The following is a 15,286-nucleotide window of genomic DNA, read 5'->3' on the forward strand; positions in this document are numbered from 1 at the left end:
CGGCGCCCGCGTGCTCAGGGGTTGAAACCGTTCGCGAAGATCGTGTCGTTGTCTGCGCCGAAGGTCAGCTTCCAGGCGCCGCTGCCGTAGGTGCCGGCCACCAGCACGTGCGGCGACGCGGAGATCTCCAGGTCCACCACGACTGTGCCCGGCGGCAGGCCGAGCATCAGCGGACGGAACGACGCGCCGCCATCGGTGCTTTCGTACACGCCGATGTCGGTGCCGACGAACACGCGCTGCGTGTTGACTGTATCGACGACGACACTGTTGGCGGGCACGTCCGGCAACCCCGTGCCGGCGGCCGACCAGGTCGATCCCCCGTTCGTGGACTTGTACAGTTTGCTGCCGCCGAAGGCGGAGCGGGTCACGTAGATGACGTCATCATTGCCCGGGGTCAGCGCGATATCGCTGGGGCGCCCGCCCGGGTAGCCGGCAGTGATGTCGGTCCAGGTCGGCGATGCGGCCAGGGCGTCTGTCGTGCGCCACAGCTTGCCGTTGGAAGTGCCCGCATACAGGCGCAGGGGCGAAGTCCCTGCAGCGGCCGGCTGGCTGAGGACCGAGATGCTGTTGCTGCCGTCGCCGGAAAGGTTTGGCGACATCTTGGTCCAGGTGAAGGCGGAGTTGGTCTGGCTGGTCGCGGCGCGATAGACGAAATTGGACCCGGCAAACAAGGTTCCCTTGGTCACCACCAGCGGCGTCACCCAGGGGAAGGGTTCGCCGTCGCTGATGCCGGTCTTGGCCAGGCCGCCGAAGCTGCTCGGCGCGCCGAAATTGCTTGAGCGCGAAATCGCTGGTTTGTTCGCTTGTGGATAACTGGTCTGGTAGACATTCTTGCCATTGTCCGCGCCCGCGCCCGGCTCCGAGGCGTTCATGAAGCCGTCGCCGCTGACCATGGTGACCGCCCAGACATTGCTGCCGTTGCGCACTTCCGAGGAATTGTCCTGCGAACCGCCGTAGATGCGGTCGGGGCTGCGTACGTCGAGCGCGATGTCGTAGAACTGCGTGATGTGCAGCCCGGCATTGAGATTGGTGTAGTTGACCCCCTGGTCCTCGCTGCGCCACAGGCCGCCATCGGAACCGATCCACAGCCGCGAGCCGTTGCTGCGCGAGAAGCGGACGATGTGGATGTCCTGGTGCACCTTCTGCGCGCTGCCCCAGGTGGTGGTGAGCGTGGTAAGCGTGACGCCGCCGTCGGTGGAGAGCGCCGGACGGATGGTGCCGACCAGCACCCTGTTCGGATCCGTCGGATGCACGTCCACGGCGAGGTTGTAGGAGCATTGCCCTTCGCAGGCCGCGGCGTTGACCTTGGTCCACGTGGCGCCGGCGTCGGTTGTCTTGTAGAGGCCGACGGGACTGCCGGCGAGCGCATAGAGCGTATTGCTGTCGCTGGGCGCCATCGCCAGCCGCACGTTCGATGCGCTGGCGGGCATGCCGCCAGCGAGCACCGTCCAGGTGACGCCGCCATCGGTGGATTTATGCACACCGCTGCCGTTCACCGCCGCGTAGGCGATGTTGCCGTTGCCCGGATGGAAGACGATGTCCATCGAGTTGCCGGTGCTGATGACGCGCGTCCAGGTCGCACCGCCGTCGGTCGTGCGGTAGACACCGGATCCGCTCGAGGATCCGCCCGTGCACTTGCCGCTGCCGCCCACCAGGAGTGTCTGCGTGTTGGCCGGATGCCGGGCGATGGCATTGATGAAGGAAAGGTTCAGTGCGGTCGAACCGCTGCCGTTGCGTGGCGTGAAAGTCGCGCCGCCGTCGGTCGAATGATAGATGCCCTGGCCGAAATAGCCGCCGCAGCCGCCGGCATAGGCCTCGCCCGTGCCCACCCAGACATCGTCGGGCGCCGAACCGGCACCGGCATTGGCGAGCACGGCGCCGATGCTGGGCGAATCGAGCACGTCCGAGAGGCGGGTCCAGGTGGCGCCGGCGTTGGTCGACTTCCATAGGCCGCCAGCGGCGGTGCCCAGGTACAGCACGTTGTCATTGCCCGGGCGGACCGACAACGAGGTCGTGCGTCCGGCCACCAGGCCCATCGTCCAGCTGAGCATGCTCATGGCATTCGGACCGACGGATTCCCACCGTTCGCCGGCGCTGATCAGTGGCGGTACGCCGGCGCGCAGTGCGGTGCGCTGGCTGGCCATCGCGGCCGCGCGGCGCTCGCCCGCGTCGGGCTGCCGTTCAAGCCCGCGCGTCTGGATGAACCAGCGCTGCCGCTGCTCGATCTGTTCCGCTTCGCCTTCCTCGCGGTCGATCCGGCCAAATGCCGGGTGCTCGCCGTACTCCCCGGTTTCGTATTCATCGGCGGCGACTTCGCCAAATCCCGTTTCCGGTTCTTCCGCGGCGGCGGTGGACGGCCAGAATCCCGTCTGCGCTGCAAGCAGCGCAAGCGTAAGCAGTGCGTGACGCATGAATCCCCCCAGCTGTGGCAATTGCCGGTGCGGGCAGGGCCGGTATCGGCGCGCCCTTCGCGTCCCCTTCCTCCGTGAAGGAAACGTGACGGCAAACTTCGCCAACCATAATCGAACTGCTCAGCCTGCTGGAGGGTATTTGGCGTGACCGGCGTCGCAGGTTTCGCGAGCGGTCGTTCCTACCGGAGCCAGAGTGCGAACAGGAACACACCCAGCATCGTGAACGCGAGGGCGATCTTGGACAGGGTGCCGAAGAGAAAGCCCAGCCAGGTGCCCACGCCGACGTTGGTCGCGCGGGTCCAGTCGCTGCCTGCCAGGAGTTCGCCCGCCAGTGCGCCCACGAACGGGCCGAGGATCAGTCCGGGCAAGGCGAAGAAGATGCCCACCACAGTGCCCACCGCGGCGCCGACCAGGGCCCAGCGGCTGGCACCGACGCGCTTGGCGCCCAGCAGGCTGGCGACCAGGTCCACCCCCAGGGCGATCACGCACAGGACCCCCAGGATCACCAGCGTGACCCAGGTGATTTCCTGGAATCCGCCCACCCACGCGACGAGGAACATGCCGGCGTACATCAAGGGGACGCCCGGCAGGGCCGGCAGGATAGTGCCGGCAAGACCGGCGAGGATGAGCAGGGCGGAAAGCACGTAAAGCGCGGTGGTCAAAGCAGGAATCCTTCTCGCCGCGAGGCGGGCGCGTCATGGCACGGTGGCGGCGAACGTGCGACGCAGGTTCTTTTTCAGATGCGGGAGCAGAATGGTGCCGGGTATTGGAATCTCGATGAAGCCCCTGGCATAGGGCGCGACCTGGTACGGTGGAAAGATGACCGTGATGCCCGAACGTCCCGGGCTGCCGTGGACAAAATAGGTCGCGTAGTTCTCGACCACCGGCGCCGTGCCCTGGAGCATGCGGTCGCGGTCAGTCAGGGCCATCGCCGGGTCGCGACGGCCGCGCGCCGTCAATTCACGCCGGACGTGTGCGGCGATGGCGCGAAGGCCCGCATCGCGGTTGTCGAACAGGTCGGGCAGGGCGATCACCTGCCGGCTGCCGCGGTGCCAGTTGAAGGCGGCCAGCAGTGGAACGCCGCGCGCGCCGCCGGTATACATCTCTCCGGTGGCAACAATGCTGACAAAGTCATCCGTGTCGTTGCGCAGGGCGAAGTCCAGCCGCAGGTGACCTTCGGCAACCGCTGTGTCCACCGTTGCGGGCCGCTTGCCGGCCTCTGCGCGGAAGTTGCGTTTCTGCTGCTCCGCAAAGGCGTGGAGATGCGGCAGCAGGCCCTGGTCGCGGTCGGCCAGCGTCGGATACGTGATGGCGTAGCGATCGGGCGCCACGCCGCCGGCATCGGCGGGGGCCGCGCGGGCGGCGCCGGTGGCCGGCTGCAGGCCGGAACGATGCTGCTGGCCAGAAGCAGCACGATCGCCTGTGCTCGCATCACAACCCTCATCGGTGACTGCCCTTCGTCGAGTCTACGCAGTGCAACTGAATCAGGACCCCGGCGCAGCCTGAACACGGCGGCGGCCCGGGAGGGCGTGGTAACCTCGATGACCATGTCCGCCGATGACGAAATCCGCGATCTCCTCAAATCCGACACGTTCGGACATATCGAACGCGTGCGGCGTGGCGACCAGGTCTTCGTCCGGCGCGACACCCGCAGTGCCCACTGGTTGTTGCGTCCGGCGGCACGCTGGGCGGCACGGCACGAGGCGCGAGGGCTGGAGCGCCTGCAGGGGCTCGCTGACGTACCGCAACTGCTGCGCTGGGATGGAGAAGTGCTGGAACGCAGCTGGATGGCCGGTGCGCCGATGCAGGTGGCAGCGCCGCAGGACCCGGCCTGGTTTCGCCAGGCACATCGCCTGCTCAAGTCCCTGCGGGGCCGCGGGCTGGCGCACAACGACCTGGCCAAGGAACCAAACTGGCTGGTCACGCCCGACAACCGCCCGGCGGTGCTGGATTTCCAGATCTGCTGGATCAGCCGTCGGCGCGGTGCGTGGTTCCGCATGCTCGCGCGCGAAGATCTGCGTCACCTGCTCAAGCACAAGCGGACCTATTGCCCCCAGGCGCTTACCCCGGTGGAACGTCGCCTGCTGGCGCGACGTTCGTGGCTGGCACGCACCTGGAAAGCCACCGGAAAGCGTGTGTACAAGTACATCGCCCGGCGCTGGTTCGGCTACTGGGACGATGACGGCGGCGCGCTGCGTGTTCGCCGCACGCCGCCGCCGTAATCGCGGGAAAGCCGCCTCCCCGGCTATCCCTGGCCTGCATCACTTACAGCTGGTTGAGCTTGAACGATACGGGCACCAGCCCCCACCCCTCCACCGGCTGGCCGTTGTGCGTGCCCGGTGTGAAGCGCCATTTCATCACCGCCGTGCGGGCGGCACGGTCCAGGGTGGTCGAGCCGGACGAGCGTTCGATTTCGATGGTCTTGGGCACACCGTCCGTTCCGACCAGCACCCGCAGCATCACTTCACCTTCCTCGCGCTTGCGCAGGGCCTCGGCGGGGTATTTGACCTGGGACATCTTTCCGTAGGCCAGGCCCACCGAGGGCGAGGTGTCGGGTGGTGCGATGTCCGTCGGCGGTGCCGCTTTTTCCGTGGTATCGACCGTGTAGGACCGCGGCGTCACTTCCTCGGTGATCACCGGCGGCGCCTGGACGACCGGCGGACGCGGCGTCTGGCGCACGCGTTCCACCACTCTTGGCTTGAACTTCGGCGGCTCTGGCGGTTTCGGGGGTTCCGGCGGCTTCGGTGGTTCGGTCACCAGGTTGACCGTCTGTACCGGCGGTGGCGTCTTGGCTTCGCTGGGATGGAAGGCCGGCGGTGCGAGCATCAGCAGGAGTGCGACGGCGTGCACCGCCATGGTGGCCGACATCGCGGCGCTGCGTTTCCACTGGAACGAGATCGGGTTCGGATTGAGCGCGACGGGCATGGCGTTAACCCCTGGTCAGCCGGTGTTGGCAGGGGGTGAAACGCCGGGGCCGCCGGGGCGGGGTTGGCGCCCGAATTCCTGATCATTTTCGCCAAGTCCTTGACTTGCATCCTTGTTTGGCGGGGCGCTCGACATGTCATAAGGTGATAACAGGGCGTCAATTCCCGCTTCACTGCACTCGCTTTAGGCTTTTCCCAACTTCCTCGAGATGGCTGCGATGACCAAGCCCCTGAACCTGCTCCTTGCCGCGCTATGGTCGCTATCAGCGCCGGCCTTTGCCGCGGACGTCACCATCCTCAATGTGTCCTACGACCCCACGCGCGAGTTGTACAAGGACGTCGCCACGGCGTTCGCCGCAAAGCACCGGACGGAAACCGGCGATCAGGTTACCGTGAACGCTTCCCATGGCGGCTCGGGCAAGCAGGCCCGCGCCGTGATCGACGGCCTGGAAGCCGACGTGGTGACGCTGGCCCTGGCCTATGACATCGACGCGATCGCGCGGACGGGTCTTGTCGGCGCGGATTGGCAGAAACGACTACCGAACAACGCTGCACCGTATACCTCGACCATCGTCTTCCTGGTGCGCAAGGGCAACCCCAAGGGCATCAAGGACTGGCCGGACCTGATCAAGCCGGGCGTGCAGGTGATCACGCCCAACCCGAAGACGTCCGGTGGCGCACGCTGGAACTACCTGGCGGCCTGGGGCTATGCCTTGCGGCAACCCGGCGGCAATGCCACCAAGGCGCGCGAGTTCGTGGCGGCGCTGTACAAGAATGTGCCGGTGCTGGACACGGGCGCCCGCGGTTCGACCACGACCTTCGTCCAGCGCGGCATCGGCGATGTGCTGCTGGCCTGGGAGAACGAAGCGCTGCTGTCGCAGCGGGAACTGGGCAAGGACCAGTTCGAGATTGTCGTGCCGTCGATTTCGATCCTGGCCGAGCCCCCCGTGGCCGTCGTGGACAAGGTCGTCGACAAGCGCAAGACACGCGCCACCGCCGAGGCCTACCTCAACTTCCTCTACACACCGCAGGCGCAGGAACTGGCCGCGAAACACTTCTACCGCCCGCGCCTGGCTGAAGTCGCTGCCAAGTACGACAGCCAGTTCGCGAAAGTCACTACGTTCACCATCGACGAGGTGTTCGGGGGCTGGAAGAAGGCGCAGGCGGAACACTTCGACGACAACGGCGTGTTCGACCAGCTCGGTACGGCAAACAACTAGGCACTCCTTCGTGCAAACCGTTCTTGAAACGCCATTTCCCACGACGGCCGGTATCCCCGGCCGCTCGCCATGGAGGCGACAACCATGACGCGCCGCGTGCTGCCGGGCTTCGGGCTGAGCCTGGGCTACACCGTGGTCTACCTGGGCCTGATCGTACTGCTGCCCTTGTCGGCGCTGGCGGTCAAGGCCGCGGGCATCGGCTTCGATGGCCTGTGGTCGATTCTCGCCACGCCGCGCATCGTGGCCGCGTTGAAGCTGAGCTTCGGTGCGGCGGCGCTTTCCGCGGTAATCAATGCGGTGGTGGGCCTCCTGGTGGCCTGGGTGCTGGTGCGCTACGAATTTCCGGGCAAGCGCCTGTTCGATGCGCTGGTGGATCTTCCGTTCGCGCTGCCGACTGCGGTCGCCGGTATCGCACTGACCGCGCTGTACGCACCCAATGGGTGGCTGGGCCAGTGGCTGGTGCCGCTGGGCATCAAGGTGGCGTTCTCGCCGCTGGGCGTGCTCGTCGCCATGATCTTCGTCGGGTTTCCCTACGTGGTACGCACAGTTCAGCCGGTGCTGGAAGCCCTGGACCGGGACGTCGAGGAAGCCGCGGAAAGCCTTGGCGCCACGCGCCTGCAGACTTTCGTGCGCGTGCTGTTCCCGCTGATGCTGCCGGCCTTGCTGACCGGGGTCGCGCTGGCCCTGGCGCGTGCCGTCGGCGAGTACGGATCGGTCATCTTCATTTCCGGCAACCTGCCGATGCAGTCGGAAATCCTGCCGTTGGTCATTGTGCAAAAACTGGAACAGTATAAATATGCCGACGCGGCCGCGGTCGGCGTGATCATGCTGGCGATCTCGTTCGGCCTGCTCCTGGCGATCAACATGTTGCAGCGCTGGAGCCGGCGCTGGGCGGAGCGGTGACATGGAAGATCTGTTGCGTTTGCGTGCGAAACACCGCTCCCGCTCAAGCTGGTTGGCGCGGGAAGTGCTGCATGTGCTGCTCATCGGCGGCGCGCTGGGGTTTCTCGTTCTCTTCCTGGTGCTGCCCCTGGCGGCCGTTTTCGTCGAGGCGCTGCGCAAGGGGCTCGGGACGTATTTCGAGGCGCTGGCCCATCCCGAGGCCGTGTCCGCGATCAAGCTGACCCTGCTGGTGGCCGGCATCTCGGTGCCGCTGAACACGATCTTCGGCCTGGCGGCGGCCTGGGCGATGACGCGCTTCGAATTTCGCGGCAAGACCTGGCTTGGCGCGCTGATCGACCTGCCGTTCTCCGTGTCGCCGGTGGTGTCCGGCCTGATCTACGTGCTGCTGTTCGGCGCGCAGGGCTGGTTCGGCCCGTGGCTGGCGGCGCATGACATCAAGCTGATTTTTGCCGTGCCCGGGCTGGTGCTGGCCACCGTATTCGTCACCCTGCCGTTCGTGGCGCGGGAGCTCATTCCGCTGATGCAGGCGCAGGGCAGCGAGGAAGAAGAAGCGGCGCGCGTGCTCGGCGCCACCGGCTGGCAGATGTTCTTCCGCGTGACCCTGCCCAACATCAAGTGGGCGCTGCTCTACGGCGTGCTGTTGTGCAACGCGCGCGCCATGGGCGAGTTTGGCGCGGTGTCGGTGGTGTCGGGTCACATCCGCGGGCTGACCAACACGCTGCCCCTGCAAGTGGAAATTCTTTACAACGATTTCGCCTCGGCGGCGGCATTTGCCGTGGCGTCGCTACTGGCCCTGCTGGCGCTGGTCACGCTGGCGCTGCGTACCTTCCTGGAATGGCGCTATGGCGCCGAACTCGCGGCGCGAGCGCCGCGCGGACATTGAACATGACGATCGACATCGCCAACCTGCATCGCCGTTTCGCCGACTTCCGGGCGCTCGATGATGTCAGCCTCACTATCGCGCCGGGCGAATTCGTCGCCCTGCTGGGCCCTTCGGGCTCGGGCAAGACGACCCTGCTGCGCATCCTGGCCGGCCTTGATTTCCCCGACGCCGGCAGCGTCACGCGCGACGGCCGCGACCTGCTGGGCATCAGTGCGCGCGAACGCGGCGTCGGCATGGTGTTCCAGCACTACGCGCTGTTCCGCCACATGACCGTGTTCGACAACATTGCCTTCGGCCTTCGCGTGCGGCCGCGTGCCAAGCGGCCCAGCCGTGCGGAAATCGCCGACCGCGTCGAAAAGCTGCTCAAGCGCGTGCAGCTGGAGGGCTTCGCCAACCGTTATCCGGCGCAGCTGTCCGGCGGTCAGCGCCAGCGCGTGGCGCTGGCGCGTGCACTGGCGACCGAGCCGGATGTACTGCTGCTGGACGAACCCTTTGGCGCACTGGATGCGCAGGTCCGCATTGCGCTTCGTCGCTGGCTGCGCCACCTGCACGAAGAGCTGGGGCTCACCACCGTCTTCGTCACCCACGATCAGGAAGAGGCGCTGGAGCTGGCCGATCGCGTCGTGGTGATGAACCTGGGCAAGATCGAGCAGGTCGGTACGCCGGACGAGATCTACCAGCAGCCCGCAACGCCCTTCGTGTTCGAGTTCATCGGCAAGGTGAACAAGGTGCCGGTGCGCATCAGCGGCGGCCGCGTCCACGCGGGCGATCAGCGTTTCGACGCCGACCCGCTCGACGGCGTGGCCGATGGCACCGCGGTCGCGTATGTGCGGCCCGAACACCTGGCGCTGACGCCGGCCGCGCTTGAATCGGGCTGGAAGGCGACGCTACGCCATGTGTATCTGTCGGGCAGCGTGGCGCACCTGGAACTGGATGTACCGGCACTGGGGCAGACACTCGAAGCGGAGCTCGGTGGCGACGAGGCACAGCGCCGCTCGCTCACCACCGGCGTGACAGTGACCGTCCAGCCGCGTCACCTGACCGTCTTTCCAATCGATTCGAAGACCGGCAAGCCGGACCTGCAACGGCGGCGTGTCGTGCACCCGCGCTACGGTCAGGCGGCGATCGCGCGCTGGCGTTAAGCGCTCACCGCCCCCACCAGGCGCCCGGAAAGTAGACGCCGGGCGCCGGCCGCTCGCGGAAGACTTCGTGGCGGAACCGGAACAGTTCCGCCGGACGGCCGCCCGTCGCAGGCGCCAGCCGGCCGGTTCCCTCGACCAGTCCGGCGCTTTCCACCAGTCGGCGGAAGTTCTGCTTGTGCAGGCGGTTGCCGCTCAGTGCCTCCACTACCTGTTGCAGCTGCAACAGGGTGAATTCCGGGGCGAGCAATTCAAAGACGACCGGGCGGTATTTCAGTTTGCCGCGGACGCGCCCCAGCGCCGTCGCCAGTATGCGCCGGTGATCCAGCGCCATTGGCCGCCCGCCGGCAGCGGGCGGGGAATCGCCTGCGCCACGTTCACGCAGGGCTTCGGCAACCAGTCCGGCCTCCCACAGCAATTCGTAACGCTCCAGCGTGCGCTCCGGATCCCAGGGCGTGGCATCCAGGCCGAAGGTGAGGTCGACCCGTTCGCGTTTGCGCTTGTCGCGTCCGGCCCAGGCATGCAGGCGCGGGGCGAGGTCGCGCTCGATCAGGGTCGGCCGGCCGTTGCGCCAGTCTTCCCAGGGCAGGTAGCCGTACCAGTCGCGCCAGTGGGCGCCCAGCCGCGCGGGCATGGACTGTTCGCGCACGAGGGCCAGATAGGCGGTCGAGATGACACGCCCGCCGCCCATGCGTTCGCGCGGGTCGCGATAGCGGTCGCCAAAGGTATACAACTGTTCGACGTAGCCAAGCTGGAAGCCGGTCTGCTGCGAGACCCAGTCGCGAACGCCGCGTTCCAGCGTCTGGTGGGCCTCCAGGTCGAGCGGGCCGGAGGGCAGGGCCTCCTCGCCGCTCGGGTCAGCCACCGTCAGTACGCGCGGCGCCTCGGCGGTGACCGCAATGATGACGGCGTCAAGGCCGATATGGATGGACGACTCGGGCATGCGCCCAGAATAGCGGACTTGACGCGTCGTTTACCGCCCGTTCCCTGCACGCTGGCACAGGCGCCGTCAGGGTTTCTCGACGCGGATGCTCGCGTCGTCGTAGTCGAAATAGCGGATGCGCGTGGTCGACTTGACGCCCATGAATGCCCCTTGCGATTCCAGCTGAAGCGGCAGGCCTGATTTCTGCGAGATCCACACCTTCACGTCGGCGCGATGCGGCTGTGAAATGGTGTAGTTGTATATATTGGCCGGCTCGCCGTCGACGGTATCGCTGCCGGCCGCCTGCACGGTCATGTCGCCTTCCAGCTGCTCAAGTGTCTTCTGGTTCCGGTACTGGCCGACGATCTTGCCCACCGGCATCGGCAGGCGGATGCTGCGCCCGTCGATTACCGTGTAGGCATCGTCGCCAACGATGACCTGCTCGGCCTGCCCCTGGCCGGTGACGATGTGGTAGCGGTCCGGGGCGACAAAATCCATTGACGAGATCTGCTGTCCTTTCTTCACATCCACCACCGTGGCGCGAAAACTCTTGGCGGCCAGGAACTTGGAGAATGCCGCATGCAGATCTTCCCGCGGTGACGCGGCAGCGGCAGTGCTGGCGAAGGCAAGGACCAGTGCGAGGAGGGACGGGCGGCGCGGCATGGATGCACTCCAGGGGTGCGGCAGAGTCGGGCACTCGCAATGCTATACGCAAAACCGGGCGACGGACCGACGGGGCTGGCGAAGCAGCGGCCCTAGCCGCCACAATCGGGACATGGACCGATACGAACGCATCTTAAGTCTGCACCGCATCCTCAAGGCCTCGCGCTATCCGGTCAGCCTGCAGCGGCTAAAGGACGAGCTGGGATGTTCCCGCGCCACCCTGTACCGCGATGTCGCTTTCCTGCGCGATGCGCTCGGCGCTCCGATCGAGAGCGGCGAGGGCGACCAGGCCGCCTTTCGCTACGATGGCGCGGAAGCCGAGCGGTTCGAGTTGCCGGGCCTGTGGCTGACCAGCGACGAGCTGTCGGCCCTGCTGGCACTCAACGCGCTGACGGCCAAGAGCGGGCCGGGCATCCTCTCCGATGCGCTGGCGCCGTTCGAGAAACGGATCGAGGCGCTGCTCTCGGATCACGTCAGCGGTAGAAAACTGCCGGTTGAGCGCATTCGCGTCATCGCCAGCGGAAATCGCAAACTGGACGAAATCAGTTTTCGCGTCGTGGCTGGCGCCGTCGTGGCGCGACGCCAGCTGAAGTTCCGCTATCGCGCTCGCTCCACCGGGCAGACCACCGAACGCCAGGTCTCCCCACAGCGCCTGGCGCACTACCGCGACAACTGGTATCTCGACGCCTGGGACCATGAGCGCGAAGGACTCCGCAGTTTTGCCGTCGACCGGATCGCGGCCCCGCAGATGCTCGATGCCGAGGCGATCGATCGCGACGACGCCGAACTCGACAAGCATCTGGCCGCCAGCTACGGCATCTTTTCCGGCGCGCCCAAGGCCTGGGCCACGATCCGCTTTTCGCCGCATGCCTCGCGCTGGGTGGCCGACGAACACTGGCATTCGCAGCAGCAGGGCGCATTTCTGTCGGATGGCCGTTACGAACTGAAGGTGCCCTACAGCAATTCCAAGGAATTGCTGATGGATGTCCTCAAATACGGACCGGATGCCGAGATCGTCGCGCCGCTGAGTCTGCGCGAGGAAATGAAAATCCTGCTGCAGCTGTCGATCGGGGCGTACCAGGCCTGATCGGCGGCACCCCGCCACGCTTTTGTCCCTGAGGATCCGCGTACCGGCCATGAATACGCCCGTCGTTGTCGCCAACCCCGAACCGCCGCGCCGCAGCGCGATCTCCCTGGTCCTCGGATCGGGCGGCGCGCGCGGATACGCCCATGTCGGCGTGATCGAGGAGCTGCAGGCACAGGGCTATGTCATCCAGTCGGTCGCCGGCAGCTCGATGGGAGCGCTGGTCGGCGGGGTTTTCGCGGCCGGCAAGCTGGAGGCTTATCGCCACTGGTCGAGCAGCCTGAAGACCTTCGACGTGCTGCGCCTGGTCGACTGGACCTGGCGGGGCGGCGGACTGATCAAGGGGCACCGCGTCATCAGCGCGCTGCGCGAGATGGTCGGTGACATCGATATCGAAGACCTGCCGATCAGCTATACCGCCGTCGCGGTCGATATCGACGCGCAGCGCGAAGTGTGGTTCTCACGCGGCTCGCTGTTCGACGCGATCCGTGCCTCGATTTCGATTCCCACCGTCTTCCGGCCACACCTGTACCAGGGGCGTCGCCTGGTCGATGGCGGCCTGCTCAATCCCGTGCCGGTGACGCCGACGCTGCGCGACCTGACCGACGCGACGATCGCCGTGGACGTCAACGCGGAAGCCGAAGGGATCTCCGAGCGCGAAACGCCGATCACGCGTCCGGAAATCGTCGAGCCGGTATCGGCGGATTCCGCGGGATTCAGCTTTTCGCGGATCGGTGCGGCATTCGAGCGGTTCATGGAAAAGCGATCACGGCGTGTCGCCGTCACCGAGCCGGGCCTGCTGGAACTGTTCGCCCGCTCGCTCGATGTCGTGCAGGAAACCCTGACCCGCTACAAGCTCGCTGCCCAGCCGCCGGATCTGGTGATCTCGATTCCGCGCAATGTCTGTGCGTTCTATGAGTTCCAGCGCGCCGACGAAGTGATCGAGGTGGGCCGGCTGCGTACGCGCGAGGCCCTGGCGCGTTGGCAGCGCGCGCGGCGCGGCTGATATCCGCCGGCAGCCGGTTCCCGCCTGGAACCGGGAAACAAAAAAGGCCGGTTTCCCGGCCTTTTTTTACGTCTCGGTCAGCGGCGATCAGCCACGCTTCATCGAGTTGAAGAACTCGTCGTTGGACTTGGTGTTCTTCATCTTGTCGAGCATGAACTCCATCGCGCCGAGTTCGTCCATCGGATGCAGGAGCTTGCGCAGGATCCAGATCTTCTGGAGCAGGTCCGGTTCGATCAGGAGTTCTTCGCGGCGCGTGCCCGAGCGATTGATATTGATGGCCGGATAGACGCGTTTCTCACCGATACGGCGGTCAAGATGCACTTCCATGTTGCCGGTGCCCTTGAACTCTTCGTAGATGACCTCGTCCATCTTCGAGCCGGTATCGATCAGCGCGGTGGCCAGGATGGTCAGCGAGCCGCCTTCTTCCACATTGCGCGCGGCGCCGAAGAATCGCTTGGGGCGTTGCAGGGCATTGGCGTCGACACCGCCGGTGAGCACCTTGCCCGAGGACGGCACGACCGTGTTGTACGCGCGCGCCAGGCGGGTGATGGAGTCGAGCAGGATGACCACGTCCTTCTTGTGTTCGACCAGGCGCTTGGCCCGTTCGATCACCATGTCGGCGACCTGCACGTGGCGCGCGGCCGGTTCGTCGAAGGTGGAGCTGATGACCTCGGCGCGCACGCTGCGCTGCATTTCGGTCACTTCTTCCGGGCGCTCGTCGATCAGCAGGATGATCAGGTGCACTTCCGGATGGTTGTTGACGATGGCCTGGGCCACGTTCTGCAGCATCATCGTCTTGCCCGCCTTGGGCGGCGAGACGATCAGGCCGCGTTGGCCCTTGCCGACCGGCGAGATCAGGTCGAGGATGCGGCCGGTGATGTCTTCGGACGAGCCGTTGCCGCGTTCCAGGTGGAACGACCGGCGCGGGAACAGCGGCGTGAGGTTCTCGAACAGGACCTTGTTCTTCGACGCTTCCGGCGGCTCGCCGTTGATGTCGTCGACCTTCAGCAGCGCGAAGTAGCGTTCACCGTCCTTCGGCGGACGGATGCGGCCGGTGATGTAGTCGCCGGTGCGCAGGTTGAAGCGCCGGATCTGGCTGGGGCTGACGTAGATGTCATCCGGGCCGGCCAGGTACGACTCGTCGCCCGAGCGCAGGAAGCCGAAGCCGTCCTGCAGGATTTCCAGTACGCCTTCGCCCCAGATGCCGCCGCCGCTGCGGGCATGCGCCTTGAGGATGTTGAAGATGACGTCCTGCTTGCGGGCGCGGGCGACACCTTCCTGGATACCGAGGCCTTCGGCCATGTCCAGCAGCGCCGCGGCCGGCTTGCGCTTGAGCTCGGTGAGGTTGATCAGCGGACCATTGCCGCCGCCATTGCGCTCGTCGGGAATTTCGTCCTCGTAATTGCCGCCGCGCATCTGCTGCTGGCGATTCTGGCGATTACGGTTGCGGTTGCGCCCTTCGCGGCGGCTGCCCTGGTGCTGGCCCTGGCCGTAGCCCTGGTTCTGGCCCTGCGGGCCTTGGCCGCCCTGGCCCTGGGCGCCGTTGCCGCCGTCACCGGAGGCGGCGTTGCCCGAATCGGCGCGGTCGCCGCTGAAGAGGTCCTGCGTGTTCTGGCGTTCGGCCGGCGCCTCGTCGCGCGGCGCGTGTTCGCGCAGCGACAGTGGCTCGCGGGGTGCCGATTCGCGCGGCTGGGTGTCGCGCGGGGCGGCTTCACGGCGCTCCGGCGCTTCGCCGGCCTGGGCCTTTGCCTCCGCCTTGGCGGCAGCCGCTTCCGCCTTGGCGGCGGCTCGGGCGGCCTGCGCTTCGCGCCGCGACGGGCGGCTTTCGGCAGGCGGATTGTCGGGACGCGCATCGGCCGTTGCGGCCGAGCCGTTTTCCTTGTTCTCGATATCAGACACGGGCAAACCTCGCATGGGCGCCGTTGGCCGGCAATCAACTCGCCGGCGGGATGGAATCAGGGGGTGAACCGGAAGGGGTGGGGCGCTGCGCCCCGAAACGCTTCGGCTACGTTAGCACTGTGAAATCGGTGCGTAAAGCGGCAGACCGGCGGACTTTGCTTTCGACGCGACAGCGCGCCGGTGCCCTGCGGGCCCGCGCGCCGGCCGGTGGGCCGAGGCGCGGGGGGCCGCG

The 15,286-nt window shown here is 66.6% G+C and carries 14 protein-coding genes and 1 pseudogene; 8 read left to right on the top strand and 7 right to left on the bottom strand.

From position 1 onward, the window contains the following. Positions 1-14: 14 nt before the first annotated feature. The 3 genes from N4264_RS05355 to N4264_RS05365 all read right to left on the bottom strand — a co-directional run bounded on the left by N4264_RS05355 (position 15) and on the right by N4264_RS05365 (position 3,742). On the bottom strand, positions 15-2,411 hold the full coding sequence (locus N4264_RS05355) for a WD40/YVTN/BNR-like repeat-containing protein (protein ID WP_261696038.1): 2,397 nt from the start codon (positions 2,409-2,411) through the stop codon (positions 15-17). 179 nt (positions 2,412-2,590) lie between these two features. Beyond that, positions 2,591-3,073 carry a DUF456 domain-containing protein gene (locus N4264_RS05360; RefSeq protein ID WP_261696039.1) on the bottom strand — a complete coding sequence of 161 codons (483 nt, stop codon included), beginning with the start codon at positions 3,071-3,073 and terminating at the stop codon, positions 2,591-2,593. Between the two features lie 33 nt (positions 3,074-3,106). Beyond that, positions 3,107-3,742: a PdaC/RsiV family protein gene (locus N4264_RS05365; RefSeq protein ID WP_261696040.1), complete on the bottom strand. Its 636-nt coding sequence runs from the start codon at positions 3,740-3,742 to the stop codon at positions 3,107-3,109. A gap of 216 nt (positions 3,743-3,958) precedes the next feature. On the opposite strand from N4264_RS05365, the gene N4264_RS05370 reads away from it, so the two are divergent. Continuing rightward, a complete protein-coding gene (locus N4264_RS05370; RefSeq protein ID WP_261697578.1) occupies positions 3,959-4,633 on the top strand; it encodes a protein kinase family protein in 675 nt (224 codons plus the stop codon). A 43-nt stretch (positions 4,634-4,676) separates the two neighbouring features. On the opposite strand, the gene N4264_RS05375 is transcribed toward N4264_RS05370, so the two are convergent. After that, positions 4,677-5,336: an energy transducer TonB gene (locus tag N4264_RS05375; RefSeq protein ID WP_261696041.1), complete on the bottom strand. Its 660-nt coding sequence runs from the start codon at positions 5,334-5,336 to the stop codon at positions 4,677-4,679. A gap of 208 nt (positions 5,337-5,544) precedes the next feature. Between N4264_RS05375 and N4264_RS05380 the strand changes: the two genes are divergently transcribed. The 5 genes and pseudogenes from N4264_RS05380 to N4264_RS25785 all read left to right on the top strand — a co-directional run bounded on the left by N4264_RS05380 (position 5,545) and on the right by N4264_RS25785 (position 9,483). Then, the gene (locus N4264_RS05380) at positions 5,545-6,555 is read left to right on the top strand and encodes a sulfate ABC transporter substrate-binding protein (protein ID WP_282563031.1); all 1,011 of its coding nucleotides are present in this window, start codon (positions 5,545-5,547) and stop codon (positions 6,553-6,555) included. Positions 6,556-6,639: 84 nt separating this feature from the next. Further along, the gene (cysT, locus tag N4264_RS05385) at positions 6,640-7,458 is read left to right on the top strand and encodes a sulfate ABC transporter permease subunit CysT (protein ID WP_261696043.1); all 819 of its coding nucleotides are present in this window, start codon (positions 6,640-6,642) and stop codon (positions 7,456-7,458) included. A gap of 19 nt (positions 7,459-7,477) precedes the next feature. Then, on the top strand, positions 7,478-8,341 hold the full coding sequence (cysW, locus tag N4264_RS05390) for a sulfate ABC transporter permease subunit CysW (RefSeq protein WP_425508335.1): 864 nt from the start codon (positions 7,478-7,480) through the stop codon (positions 8,339-8,341). A 2-nt stretch (positions 8,342-8,343) separates the two neighbouring features. Further along, positions 8,344-9,057 (top strand): annotated as a pseudogene (locus tag N4264_RS25780) (sulfate/molybdate ABC transporter ATP-binding protein); the annotation flags it as partial. An 18-nt stretch (positions 9,058-9,075) separates the two neighbouring features. Then, the gene (locus N4264_RS25785; protein ID WP_425508336.1) at positions 9,076-9,483 is read left to right on the top strand and encodes a TOBE-like domain-containing protein; all 408 of its coding nucleotides are present in this window, start codon (positions 9,076-9,078) and stop codon (positions 9,481-9,483) included. Between the two features lie 4 nt (positions 9,484-9,487). On the opposite strand, the gene N4264_RS05400 is transcribed toward N4264_RS25785, so the two are convergent. Together N4264_RS05400 and N4264_RS05405 are read right to left on the bottom strand one after the other, a co-directional pair. Next, positions 9,488-10,423: an NUDIX hydrolase gene (locus N4264_RS05400; protein WP_261696046.1), complete on the bottom strand. Its 936-nt coding sequence runs from the start codon at positions 10,421-10,423 to the stop codon at positions 9,488-9,490. Positions 10,424-10,489: 66 nt separating this feature from the next. After that, positions 10,490-11,065 (bottom strand): hypothetical protein, encoded by a 576-nt coding sequence (locus tag N4264_RS05405; protein WP_261696047.1) that lies wholly within the window; start codon positions 11,063-11,065, stop codon positions 10,490-10,492. 112 nt (positions 11,066-11,177) lie between these two features. Here N4264_RS05405 and N4264_RS05410 point away from each other — a divergent pair, with 112 nt between their 5' ends. Together N4264_RS05410 and N4264_RS05415 are read left to right on the top strand one after the other, a co-directional pair. Next, positions 11,178-12,152, top strand: coding sequence for a helix-turn-helix transcriptional regulator (locus N4264_RS05410; protein ID WP_261696048.1), 975 nt, complete (start codon positions 11,178-11,180; stop codon positions 12,150-12,152). A 49-nt stretch (positions 12,153-12,201) separates the two neighbouring features. Further along, complete coding sequence (locus N4264_RS05415) at positions 12,202-13,155, top strand: patatin-like phospholipase family protein (protein WP_261696049.1); 954 nt, start codon at positions 12,202-12,204, stop codon at positions 13,153-13,155. 87 nt (positions 13,156-13,242) lie between these two features. Here the strand turns inward: N4264_RS05415 and rho are convergent, their stop codons facing one another. Continuing rightward, positions 13,243-15,054 carry a transcription termination factor Rho gene (rho, locus tag N4264_RS05420; protein WP_261696050.1) on the bottom strand — a complete coding sequence of 604 codons (1,812 nt, stop codon included), beginning with the start codon at positions 15,052-15,054 and terminating at the stop codon, positions 13,243-13,245. Between the last annotated feature and the right edge of the window lie 232 nt (positions 15,055-15,286).

The organism is Tahibacter amnicola (assembly GCF_025398735.1).
In the GTDB taxonomy this organism is placed as follows: domain Bacteria; phylum Pseudomonadota; class Gammaproteobacteria; order Xanthomonadales; family Rhodanobacteraceae; genus Tahibacter; species Tahibacter amnicola.